The organism is Inquilinus limosus MP06 (assembly GCF_000767795.1).
Lineage (GTDB): Bacteria > Pseudomonadota > Alphaproteobacteria > DSM-16000 > Inquilinaceae > Inquilinus > Inquilinus limosus_E.
The window spans coordinates 1-11,255 of sequence record NZ_JANX01000160.1; the positions used below are offsets into that span (position 1 = coordinate 1).

Genomic DNA, 11,255 nt, shown 5'->3' on the forward strand with positions numbered 1-11,255 from the left:
CCCGCAAGGGGAGGGGGAGGATAAAAGGGATGGACCAGCCCAGGCGGTGGCGTTCTGAAAAGGTCTCGCAAGCGGGAGAGGTAAAATGGGACGGCGCTTGGCGAACTACTCCGCCGCCTGCCGGCCCTGCCGGCTATGGATGATCTGCCACAGCCTCTGCGGCGTCGCCGGCATGTCGACATGCTCGACCCCGAGCGGCGACAGCGCGTCGACGATGGCATTGATGATCGCCGGCGGCGCGCCGATCGCCCCGGCCTCGCCCGCGCCCTTGATGCCGAGCGGGTTCGTGGTGCAGGGGATCTCGTTGTATTTGAAGTTGACCAGGGGCAGGTCGATCGCCCGCGGCATGGCGTAGTCCATGAAGGAGCCGGACAGCAGCTGTCCGCTCTCCGGGTCGAACACCGCATGCTCCAGCAGCGCCTGGCCGAGGCCCTGGGCGATGCCGCCATGCACCTGGCCGGCCACCATCAGCGGGTTCAGCACCCGGCCGAAATCGTCGACCACCGTGTAGCGCAGGATCTCGACCTCGCCGGTATCGCCGTCGACCTCGAGCTCGACCACATGGGCGCCGTTCGGGAAGGTGGCCGAGGGCGGGGTGAAGCTGCCGCGCTCCTCGAACACGATCTCGCTGTCGCTGGCCGCGTCGGTCTGCGCCGCGATCTCGGCCAGGGTCAGCGCCCGGTCGGTGCCGACCACGGTGAAGCGGCCGTCGACGAAGGCGATGTCGACCGCTGCCGTCTCCATCAGGTCCGCCGCCCGCAACTTGGCCTTGTCCTGGATCTTCAGCGACCCGTCGCGGATCGCGGCGCCGCCCACAGGCACGGAACGCGAGCCGCCGGTGCCGTTGCCGGTGCGCACCAGGTCGGTGTCGCCCTGGACCAGCGTCACCTGGTCGGGGTCGACGCCGAGATGCTCGGCGATGATCTGCTTGTAGGCGGTCTCGTGACCCTGGCCATTGGTCTGGGTGCCGACATAGATCGTCACCTTCCCGTCGCGGCTGACCCGGACATCGGCATTCTCGTCCTCGCCGCCGGCGCAGGCCTCGACATAGGTGGCGATGCCGAGCCCGCGATACTTGCCCTTCTGGGCCGAGTCGCGGCGGCGCGTTTCGAAGCCGGCGACATCGGCGATCTGCGCCGCCTCCTCCAGGTTGCGGGTGAACTCGCCGCTGTCATAGGTCACGCCGGTGACGGTGTCGTAAGGCATGGCCGAGGGCGGGATGTAGTTGCGCCGCCGCAGCTCGACCGGATCGATGCCCAGCACGCGGGACGCATGGTCGACGATGCGCTCGACATTGTAGGCCGCCTCCGGCCGCCCGGCGCCGCGATAGGCGTCGACCGGCTGGGTGTTGGTGAACACGCCGCGCACCCGCTCGTAGACGCCCTGCAGCGTGTACAGGCCGTTCAGCATCTGGGCGCCGCCGGCCATGGTCGGGATGAAGGGCGCGAAGTTCGACAGATAGGCGCCCATATTGGCGATCAGGTCGACGCGCAGCGCCAGGAAACGGGCGTCCTTGTCGACCGCCAGCTCGACCGTGGTGACGTTGTCGCGGCCGTGGTCGTCGCTGATGAAGGCCTCGGTCCGCTCCGACGTCCATTTCACCGGCCGGCCGAACTTGCGGGCGGCGTAGAGCGTCGCCGGATATTCCGGATACATGAACAGCTTCATGCCGAAGCCGCCGCCGACATCGGTGCTGCGCACCAGGAACCGCTCCGGCGGCAGCTTGAAGATGTCGTTCGCCAGCATGTCGCGCAGCATGTGCACGCCCTGGCAGGAGACGTAGAGCACGAAGCGGCCCTCGGTCGCGTCCCAGTCGGCGTGGCAGCAGCGCGGCTCCATCGGCGAGGCGACGACGCGGTTGTTGACCAGGTCGACCTTCACGATCCGGTCGGCCCGGGCGAACAGCGCCTCGACCTTGTCCTTCTCGCCGAACTCCCAGTCGAAGCAGAGATTGGCCGGGGCCTGGTCCCAGATCGCAGGGCCTTCGAGCGTGCTGGTCAGATCGGTCGCCGAGGGCAGCGAATCGTAATCGACCTCGATCGCCTCGGCGGCGTCCTTGGCCTGCTCCATGGTCTCGGCCACCACCATGGCCACCGCCTCGCCGACATGGCGCACCCGGCCGCGCGCCAGGATCGGCCGCGGCGGCAGCACCTGGTCGGACCCGTCGCGGTTCTTCACCGGGGCGTAGCATTTGAGGTCGCCGATCCCGTCGGCGTCGAGATCGGCGATGGTGACGATGCCGATCACGCCCGGCATCGCCGCGGCCGCGCTGGTGTCGATGCCGCGGATCTCGGCATGGGCGAAGGGCGACCGCAGGAACCAGGCCTGCGCCTGGCCGGGGGCGGAGACATCGTCGGTGTAGCGGCCGCTGCCCTTCAGCAGGCGGGGGTCCTCGCTGCGGCGCATAGGCTGGCCGATGCCGAACTTCGTCGCCACGATCTGCTCCTCCCGGGCTTTGAATCGAGGTAGGATCGGCCGTGGCGCCGCGGGCGTCAATGCCATGTCGGACAATATCCGCGCCGGAATGCGGGCGCGCATCGTCCGCGGGTGCAGCGAGGGGCTGGTATTGGGGGCTGGTCTTCGCTACATAAGCGCCATCGCCGGCTGCCGGGCGCAGCCGGCCGTTTTTGTTTGTCGACAGGTGTCCAGTGCAGCAGGTCTTGCTCGTCATCCACGTCCTGATCGCCATCGGCCTGATCGGGGTCATCCTGATCCAGCGCAGCGAGGGCGGCGGCCTTGGCATCGGCGGCGGTGGCGGCGGCGGGCTGGTCTCGATCCGCGGCCAGGCGAACCTGTTGACCCGAATCACCGCGGTCCTGGCCGGGGCCTTCATGGTCACCAGCATCGTCCTGGCGATCATGGCCGGCGCCCATCGCAGCGGCTCCGCGATCGTCAACGAGGTGCCGTCGGCGCCGGCGCAGAGCGCGCCGGCCAGCACCGCGCCGGCCGGGCCGAGCGTTCCGACGACGGAATAACCTGTCGGCATGACTGTCATGTCGGGGCGGCCCCGGTTTGGGGCCGCCCCGTTGTTTTTGGCTGGACGAATCTGAGGTAGGGTAGAATTCCATGACGCGGTACATCTTCATTACCGGCGGCGTGGTCTCCTCGCTTGGCAAGGGACTGGGCGCAGCAGCACTCGGGGCACTCCTTCAGGCGCGGGGCTTCAAGGTCCGGCTCCGGAAGCTCGACCCCTATCTCAATGTCGATCCGGGCACGATGAGCCCGACCCAGCACGGCGAGGTCTTCGTCACCGATGACGGGGCCGAGACGGACCTGGACCTGGGCCATTACGAGCGCTTCACCGGCGTCTCGGCCCGCAAGAGCGACAACGTCACCACCGGCCGGATCTACTCCAACGTGATCGCGCGGGAGCGGCGGGGCGACTATCTCGGCGCCACGGTGCAGGTGATCCCGCACATCACCGACGCGATCAAGGAGTTCATCCGCTCCGACGTCACCGACGAGGATTTCATCGTCTGCGAGGTCGGCGGCACGGTCGGCGACATCGAGAGCCTGCCGTTCCTCGAGGCGATCCGACAGTTCGGCAACGAGGTCGGGATCGAGAACGCGCTGTTCCTGCACGTCACGCTGCTGCCCTACATCCCGGCGGCGGGCGAGTTGAAGACCAAGCCGACCCAGCATTCGGTGAAGGAACTGCTGTCGGTCGGGATCCAGCCGCAGATGCTGCTGTGCCGCGCCGACCGGCCGATCCCCGACAATGAGCGGCGCAAGATCGCGCTGTTCTGCAACATCCGGCCGGAGCGGGTGATCGCCGCCCTCGACGTCGACACCATCTACAACGTGCCGATCTCCTATCACGAGGAAGGCTTCGACGATCAGGTGCTGGCCTATTTCGGCATCGGCCAGGACAAGGCGCCGGACCTGTCGCGCTGGACCGGCATCGTCCAGCGGGTGCGCCAGCCGGAAGGCGAGGTCACCATCGGCGTGGTCGGCAAGTACACCTCGCTGATCGACAGCTACAAGAGCCTGGCCGAGGCGCTGACCCATGGCGGCATCGCCAACAACATCAAGGTCAAGCTCGACTGGATGGATTCGCAGATCTTCGAATCGGAGGATGCGGTCAGCCATCTCGAACATGTCCACGGCATCCTGGTGCCGGGCGGCTTCGGCGAGCGCGGGGCCGAGGGCAAGATCCGCGCCGCCCAGTTCGCGCGCGAGCGCAAGGTGCCGTATTTCGGCATCTGCTTCGGCATGCAGATGGCGGTGATCGAGGCGGCGCGCCACATGGCCGGGCTGCCGGCGGCGAACTCGACCGAGTTCGGCCCGACCAACGAGCCCGTGGTCGGCCTGATGACCGAGTGGATCCGCGGCAACGAGCTGGAGACCCGCAAGACCGACGGCGACCTGGGCGGCACCATGCGCCTCGGCGCCTATCCGGCGGCGCTGGTGCCCGGCAGCCGGGTGGCCGGGATCTACGGGTCGACCGAGATCAGCGAGCGGCACCGCCACCGCTACGAGGTCAACATCAACTACCGCGAGCGGCTGGAGCAGGCCGGCCTGTTCTTCTCCGGCCTGTCGCCGGACGGCGTGCTGCCGGAGATCGTCGAGCTGCCGGACCATCCCTGGTTCATCGGCGTGCAGTACCATCCGGAGCTGAAGTCGAAGCCCTTCGACCCGCACCCGCTGTTCACCGACTTCATCCGCGCCGCGATCGAGCAGAGCCGGCTCGTCTGAGGACCATGACCATGACCGCTGCCCGTGCCGTCACCGTCGGCAACGTCACCTTCGCGAACGACCGGCCGCTGACCGTCATCGCCGGCCCGTGCCAGCTGGAAAGCCGCGAGCACGCGCTCGAGATGAGCCAGGCGCTGGTCGAGATCACCGGCCGGCTGGGCCTCGGCCTCGTCTACAAGACCTCCTTCGACAAGGCGAACCGCACCTCCGCCTCGGCCCAGCGCGGCCTGGGGATGGAGAAGAGCCTGCCGATCATGGCCGAGATCCGGGAGAAATTCGGCTGCCCGGTGTTGACCGACATCCACGACGCGGCGCAATGCGCGCCGGTGGCGGAGGCGGTGGACATCCTGCAGATCCCGGCCTTCCTGTGCCGCCAGACCGACCTGCTGCTGGCCGCCGGCGCCACCGGCCGGGCGATCAACGTCAAGAAGGGCCAGTTCCTCGCGCCCTGGGACATGAAGAACGTCGCGGCCAAGATCGCCTCGACCGGCAACGACAAGGTGCTGCTGACCGAGCGCGGCGTCAGCTTCGGCTACAACACCCTGGTCAGCGACATGCGCTCGCTGCCGGTCATGGCGCAGACGGGATATCCGGTGGTGTTCGACGCCACCCATTCGGTGCAGCAGCCGGGCGGGCAGGGCGCCAGCTCGGGCGGCCAACGCGAATTCGTGCCGGTGCTGGCCCGGGCCGCGGTCTCGATCGGCGTCGCCGCCGTCTTCATCGAGACCCACCAGGACCCGGACCACGCCCCGAGCGACGGCCCCAACATGGTGCCGATCCAGAAGCTCGAGGCGCTGCTGACCACCCTGGTCGCGCTCGACCGCATCGCCAAGGCGGATCCGGTCCGGATCTAGCGGGTAGGCCGAGAGGTCAGATACGCGCTGGCCGCCGCGACGAAAGCTTCGGCCTTCTCGATCGCCTCCGAGGCATCTTCCGCCGAGACGCTTTCGTCGAAATAGTCCGCCCTGGCGCGAAGGTGAAGCATGCCACTCAAGGCGCGCTGCTGATCGACCCCGATCTTGCCAGGTTTCACGAGATGCAGTGCAACGCCGCAATCAGTCCGGCATGCGTCTTACCCTGCGCCTCCTTTGCGCGACCTTCCGCCAGTAGCGCGGCACGAGCCGCATTGAACATGGCGCAGTAGGCACGATTGCACGCGCTGTCTGGGTCGCCATCGTTGAACACCAGTCGGGCGGACTTTAGAGCACGGCGCGCCTTGGCCATCAGCCCGGCTACGCCGGGGGCCATAGCGATACCCCCTCGCGCCGGATGTTCTCAAGCAGGAAGGGGTTGCTGAACCGTTCTGGATGGTCCCAGTCCTCGAGCCGGATCGGCATGACTTGGACAACGACGCCGGTGTCCAGCAGCACCTCCGTGCTGATGGTTCCGAGCTCCCATGCGTCAGGAAGCGGCGAATCCTTTAGGCCGCGAACCAGCACTGCGAGGTCGGCATCGCTGTCGTCTCGATGATCACCCCGTGCCCGACTGCCATAGACGAGGGCGCCGGCGATATCGTACCGTCTGGCCATCCGGTCGAGAAAGCTGCGAGCCGCACGCGCGGTTATCGGGTCAAGCATGTTCAGCTCCGTTAAGAGCATTATATGCGATGACCCTCGCTGACGGGATAGTCGTTGGGTTCGCCGGGGCGAACCCAACCATGATCGCTTTACTCCGCCGCCGCGGCCATCGTGGCGTAGCGGCGCTCGGTGTCGGTGATGTAGTCGCGGGTGAGGGGGGCGGCGTCGCGCTTCCGGGCCAATTGCATCTGGAACACCATGCAGGTGCCCATCCGGAACTCGTTCTCGCAGCCCAGCAGGTAGAACTCCCACATCCGGCAGAAGCGCTCGTCATACAGCCTGGCGATGCGCTCGCGCTGCGCCTGGAACCGCTCGTTCCAGGCGGCCAGCGTGTCGGCGTAATGCACCCGCAGGATCTCGATGTCGGTGACCCACAGGCCCTGGCGCTCGACCGCGGCCATCACCTCCGACAGCGCCGGCACATAGCCGCCCGGGAAGATGTATTTCCGCAGCCAGGCGCCGGTGTTGCCTGGCGGAGTCATCCGGCCGATCGAGTGCAGCAGCATGACGCCGTCCTCGGCCAGCAGCTCGCGGACCTTGCCGAAGAACTCGTCATAGTAGCTGGCGCCGACATGCTCGAACATGCCGACCGAGACGATCCGGTCGAAACGCTGGTCGAGCTTGCGGTAGTCGAGCAGCTCGAACTTCACCCGGTTGCCCAGCCCGCGCCTGGCCGCACGCTCCTGCGCCAGCTTCTGCTGCTCGACCGACAGGGTCACGCCCGTCACCTCGACCGGCGCCAGCTCGGCCAGGGTCATGGCCATGCCGCCCCAGCCGCAGCCGATATCCAGCACGCTCTTGGCGTCGTCGAGCAGCAGCTTCGCCGCGATGTGCCGCTTCTTGGCGACCTGCGCCTCCTCGATCGACCGCACCCCCTCGCCGAAATAGGCGCAGGAATACTGCATGTCCTCGTCGAGGAAGAGCTCGAACAGCTCGCGCGACAGGTCGTAATGGTGGGCGACGTGCTCCTGCGCCTTGCCGACCGGATTGTATTGCTGCAGCCGGCGCAGCCGGCGGCCGACCGAGTTCAGCAGCGCCTGCAGCGGATAGCCGTCCAGCGCCTGGAAGTTGTGGCCGTACAGCGCGAACAGGTCGCGCAGCGTCGTGCCGTCCTCCAGCGTCAGCGTGCCGTCCATATAGGCCTCGCCGACCGCCAGGGCCGGAGCCGTGAACAGCTTGCGATGCAAGGCCGGATCGTGCAGGCGGACGGAGGCGAAGGGGCCGGGCTGCTTGCCGGCGAAGTCGTGAGCCACGCCGCCGGCATCGGTCACGCGCAGGCGTCCCGCCTGCACGAAGCGCGACAGCATATGGGAGAGAAGCCGCATTTCGGTACCCTGAGTTGCGCACTTTTGTCGCGAGGCTACTCCCCAAATTGACGCAGTTTCAACATGGGGCCGCCACAATCGCCGGATGGGGGATCTGTGAAAGTCGCAGAGGCGAAAGTCCTTGCATTTTCCGGTCCGCGGCACAGTCTGGCCGCGCCGATTCCCGCCCCACCACTCCTGATGCCAGCGAGAGGCCGCTTATGACCGCGATCGTCGACATCCATGCCCGCCAGATCCTCGACAGCCGGGGCAACCCGACCGTCGAGGTCGACGTGACCCTCGAAACCGGCGCCTTCGGCCGCGCCGCGGTGCCGTCCGGCGCCTCGACCGGCGCCCATGAGGCGGTCGAGCTGCGCGACGGCGACAAGTCGGTCTATGGCGGCAAGGGCGTCGTCAAGGCCGTCGATGCCGTCAACGGCGAGCTGTTCGACGCGCTGACCGGCCTCGACGCCGAGGAGCAGATCGAGCTCGACCGCACGATGATCGAGCTGGACGGCACCCCGAACAAGGGCCGGCTCGGCGCCAACGCCATCCTCGGCGTCAGCCTGGCCGTGGCCCGCGCCGCGGCGGAGGATGCCGGCCTGCCGCTGTACCGCTATGTCGGCGGCGCCTATGCCAGTACCCTGCCGGTGCCGCTGATGAACATCATCAATGGCGGCGCCCATGCCGACAACCCGATCGACATCCAGGAGTTCATGATCCTGCCGGTCGGCGCGCCGACCCTGGCCGAGGCGGTGCGCACCGGCTCCGAGGTGTTCCACGCCCTGCGCAAGAAGCTGAAGGATGCCGGCCACGGCACCAATGTCGGCGACGAGGGCGGCTTCGCCCCGAACCTGGCCTCGGCCGACGAGGCGCTGGGCTTCATCATGCAGGCGATCGAGGCCGCCGGCTACAAGCCGGGCGACGACGTGGTGCTGGGCCTCGACGCCGCCTCGACCGAGTTCTTCAAGGACGGCCGCTACCACATGGAGGGCGAGGGCAAGACCCTCGATAGCGCCGGCCTGGTCGCCTATTACGAGGACCTGGTGAAGCGCTACCCGATCGTGTCGATCGAGGACGGCATGGCCGAGGATGACTGGGAGGGCTGGGCCGCGATCACCAGCGCGCTCGGCGGCCGCGTCCAGCTGGTCGGCGACGACCTGTTCGTGACCAACCCCGAGCGCCTGTCGCAGGGCATCGCCCGCGGCATCGGCAACTCGATCCTGGTCAAGGTCAACCAGATCGGCACCCTGACCGAGACGCTGCAGGCGGTGGAGATGGCGCACAAGGCCGGCTACACCGCGGTGATGTCGCACCGCTCGGGCGAGACCGAGGATTCGACCATCGCCGACCTCGCCGTCGCCACCAATTGCGGGCAGATCAAGACCGGCTCGCTCAGCCGTTCCGACCGGCTGGCCAAGTACAACCAGCTGATCCGGATTGAGGAGCAGCTGGGCCGTGCCGCCAGCTATGCCGGCCGCTCGGTGCTGCGCCAGCGCTGAACGACGGTCGGGTGAAGGGTATCACCCGCATTCTGTCATGCCAGGACTACCTTTATTGTCATCCTCGGGCTTGACCCGAGGATCCAGGGGCCTTCGAGAGCCGCTCTTCGTGGCCCCTGGATTGCCGGGTCAAACCCGAGGATGACAATAGAAGTCGAGATCAACGACTCTATCCACAACCCGGAAAGCTTGACTGGACACCCGTGGGTCGAGCCCGGCAATGACAGAAAAATGAAAGAGCTGCGTCGCTGTTTCTTTCGCCGGATCGTCGCGCAACCGTTTGTGGCGGCAATTGACGCCGACCCCGACCTATGGTGACCTATGGCCATGAGCATGTTTCGCTTCCTGCGGCGGAAACTGCGGCCCGTCATCGGGCCGGCGGTCGGCGTCTGCCTGATCGCCTACTTCACCTATCACGCGATCCAGGGCGACCACGGCATCTTCGCCCGCGATGCCCTGCAGGGCGAGGTGGCCCAGGCGAAGGCGACCCTGGAGTCGCTGACGGCGCAGCGCACCGAGATGGAGAAGCGCGCCGCGCTGATCGATCCGAAGCAGATCGACACGGACATGCTGGATGAACGGGCCCGGGCGATGCTGAATGTCGCCAGGCCGGACGATGTCGTCATCTTCTTTCCCAAGGCCGCTCCGGCCCCCGCGCCGGCCCAGTAAACCTGCGCGTCTGCCTTGCGCCGATGGCGGCGCGGCCCCGGTCCTGCGCCTTGCAAATTCCGTCCGTGCGAGGTAGCACTGGGCCAGGCGAAGAAGCTATGCGCGCCTACTAACCCGATGCCATCCGACCAGGGAGGATCCATTGGCCGCCACGAAACGTCGTCCTGCACAGGAGAAGACGTCGGGAGCCGTGGCTCCCGCCTCTGCCGGCAAGGATGAGCTGCTGCAGTACTATCGGGACATGCTGCTGATCCGCCGCTTCGAGGAGAAGGCGGGCCAGTTGTACGGCATGGGCCTGATCGGCGGCTTCTGCCACCTCTATATCGGCCAGGAGGCCGTGGTGGTCGGCATGCAGTCGGCCCAGACCCCGGCCGACGACGTCATCACCGGCTATCGCGACCACGGCCACATGCTGGCCTGCGGCATGGACCCGCGCGGCGTGATGGCGGAGCTGACCGGGCGCCGCGGCGGCTACTCCAAGGGCAAGGGCGGCTCGATGCACATGTTCAGCCGCGAGAAGAAGTTCTTCGGCGGCCACGGCATCGTCGGCGCCCAGGTCTCGCTCGGCACCGGCCTCGGCTTCGCTCATCGCTACAAGGAAGACGGCGGCGCCTCGATCACCTATTTCGGCGACGGCGCGTCGAACCAGGGCCAGGTCTATGAGAGCTTCAACATGGCGGCTCTCTGGAAGCTCCCGGTCATCTATGTGATCGAGAACAACAAATACGGCATGGGCACCTCGGTGCAGCGCGCCTCGGCCAATGCCGACCTGCATCTGCGCGGCCAGGCCTACGGCATCCCGGGCTTCCAGGTCGACGGCATGGACGTGCTGGCGGTCAAGGCCGCCGCGACCGAGGCGCTGGAGCGCGCCCGGGCCGGCGAGGGGCCGACCATCCTCGAGATGATGACCTACCGCTATCGCGGCCACTCCATGTCCGATCCGGCCAAGTACCGGACCAAGGAGGAGGTGGCGAAGATGCGCGAGACGCACGACCCGATCGACCTGGTGCGCAAGAAGATCGACGCGATCGGCGGCGTCAGCGAGGACGACTTCAAGGCGATCGACAAGGAGATCCGGGGCATCGTCAACGATGCGGCGGAATTCGCCCAGCAGAGCCCGGAGCCCGATCCGTCGGAGCTCTACACCGACGTTCTGATCGAAGCCTGACGCCAACACGACCCGGCGGGCGCCCCGCGTGAGGCGCCGCCGGCTGCCGGAGAATTTCCCAATGCCCACCGAGATCCTGATGCCGGCGCTGTCGCCGACCATGACCGAGGGCACGCTCGCGAAGTGGTTGAAGCGCGAGGGTGACGCGGTGAAGTCGGGCGACGTGATCGCCGAGATCGAGACCGACAAGGCGACCATGGAGGTCGAAGCGGTCGACGAAGGCACCATCGGCAAGATCCTCGTGCCCGAGGGCACCGAGGCTGTGGCCGTGAACACCCCGATCGCGATCCTGCTCGGCGATGGTGAGAGCGCCGGCGACATCGCCCACGCCAACGGCAAG

Annotated in this window: 11 protein-coding genes; 7 read left to right on the forward strand and 4 right to left on the reverse strand. The window is 67.4% G+C overall.

Features of this window, described 5'->3' with window-relative positions; genetic code table 11:
* Positions 1-105: 105 nt before the first annotated feature.
* Positions 106-2,436 carry a xanthine dehydrogenase family protein molybdopterin-binding subunit gene (locus P409_RS14535; protein ID WP_343285508.1) on the reverse strand — a complete coding sequence of 777 codons (2,331 nt, stop codon included), beginning with the start codon at positions 2,434-2,436 and terminating at the stop codon, positions 106-108.
* A 212-nt stretch (positions 2,437-2,648) separates the two neighbouring features.
* Here P409_RS14535 and secG point away from each other — a divergent pair, with 212 nt between their 5' ends.
* The 3 genes from secG to kdsA all read left to right on the forward strand — a co-directional run bounded on the left by secG (position 2,649) and on the right by kdsA (position 5,549).
* Positions 2,649-2,975 (forward strand): preprotein translocase subunit SecG, encoded by a 327-nt coding sequence (gene secG, locus P409_RS14540; RefSeq protein ID WP_034837934.1) that lies wholly within the window; start codon positions 2,649-2,651, stop codon positions 2,973-2,975.
* A 91-nt stretch (positions 2,976-3,066) separates the two neighbouring features.
* Positions 3,067-4,695 (forward strand): CTP synthase, encoded by a 1,629-nt coding sequence (locus P409_RS14545; protein ID WP_034837938.1) that lies wholly within the window; start codon positions 3,067-3,069, stop codon positions 4,693-4,695.
* A gap of 11 nt (positions 4,696-4,706) precedes the next feature.
* Positions 4,707-5,549, forward strand: a complete 843-nt coding sequence (gene kdsA, locus P409_RS14550; protein ID WP_034837962.1) for a 3-deoxy-8-phosphooctulonate synthase — start codon at positions 4,707-4,709, stop codon at positions 5,547-5,549.
* 175 nt (positions 5,550-5,724) lie between these two features.
* Here kdsA and P409_RS41560 read toward each other — a convergent pair whose 3' ends face one another.
* From P409_RS41560 to P409_RS14560, 3 genes are all read right to left on the reverse strand, one after another.
* Entirely contained in the window at positions 5,725-5,943 is a 219-nt protein-coding gene (locus P409_RS41560; protein WP_430515639.1) for a HEPN domain-containing protein, read from the reverse strand.
* Positions 5,928-6,272 (reverse strand): nucleotidyltransferase domain-containing protein, encoded by a 345-nt coding sequence (locus tag P409_RS14555; RefSeq protein ID WP_034837966.1) that lies wholly within the window; start codon positions 6,270-6,272, stop codon positions 5,928-5,930. The genes P409_RS41560 and P409_RS14555 overlap by 16 nt, the downstream gene beginning before the upstream one ends.
* Before the next feature lie 89 nt (positions 6,273-6,361).
* Positions 6,362-7,597 carry an SAM-dependent methyltransferase gene (locus P409_RS14560; RefSeq protein WP_034837942.1) on the reverse strand — a complete coding sequence of 412 codons (1,236 nt, stop codon included), beginning with the start codon at positions 7,595-7,597 and terminating at the stop codon, positions 6,362-6,364.
* Between the two features lie 200 nt (positions 7,598-7,797).
* Between P409_RS14560 and eno the strand changes: the two genes are divergently transcribed.
* From eno to P409_RS14580, 4 genes are all read left to right on the forward strand, one after another.
* Positions 7,798-9,078, forward strand: a complete 1,281-nt coding sequence (gene eno, locus P409_RS14565; protein WP_034837946.1) for a phosphopyruvate hydratase — start codon at positions 7,798-7,800, stop codon at positions 9,076-9,078.
* Between the two features lie 327 nt (positions 9,079-9,405).
* Complete coding sequence (locus P409_RS14570; RefSeq protein ID WP_052120634.1) at positions 9,406-9,747, forward strand: FtsB family cell division protein; 342 nt, start codon at positions 9,406-9,408, stop codon at positions 9,745-9,747.
* A 190-nt stretch (positions 9,748-9,937) separates the two neighbouring features.
* Positions 9,938-10,915, forward strand: a complete 978-nt coding sequence (gene pdhA / locus P409_RS14575; RefSeq protein WP_274519159.1) for a pyruvate dehydrogenase (acetyl-transferring) E1 component subunit alpha — start codon at positions 9,938-9,940, stop codon at positions 10,913-10,915.
* Between the two features lie 61 nt (positions 10,916-10,976).
* A partial coding sequence (locus tag P409_RS14580) for a biotin/lipoyl-containing protein (RefSeq protein WP_034837953.1) occupies positions 10,977-11,255 on the forward strand: 279 nt, incomplete at its 3' end.

Excerpts from the sequence above, each read along its gene's own strand:
- P409_RS14570 (WP_052120634.1), top strand. The coding sequence starts at position 9,406 with ATGAGCATGTTTCGCTTCCTGCGGCGGAAACTGCGGCCCGTCATCGGG.
- kdsA (WP_034837962.1), top strand. The coding sequence starts at position 4,707 with ATGACCGCTGCCCGTGCCGTCACCGTCGGCAACGTCACCTTCGCGAAC.
- eno (WP_034837946.1), top strand. The coding sequence starts at position 7,798 with ATGACCGCGATCGTCGACATCCATGCCCGCCAGATCCTCGACAGCCGG.
- P409_RS14560 (WP_034837942.1), bottom strand. The coding sequence starts at position 7,597 with ATGCGGCTTCTCTCCCATATGCTGTCGCGCTTCGTGCAGGCGGGACGC.
- P409_RS41560 (WP_430515639.1), bottom strand. The coding sequence starts at position 5,943 with ATGGCCCCCGGCGTAGCCGGGCTGATGGCCAAGGCGCGCCGTGCTCTA.
- P409_RS14545 (WP_034837938.1), top strand. The coding sequence starts at position 3,067 with ATGACGCGGTACATCTTCATTACCGGCGGCGTGGTCTCCTCGCTTGGC.
- P409_RS14555 (WP_034837966.1), bottom strand. The coding sequence starts at position 6,272 with ATGCTTGACCCGATAACCGCGCGTGCGGCTCGCAGCTTTCTCGACCGG.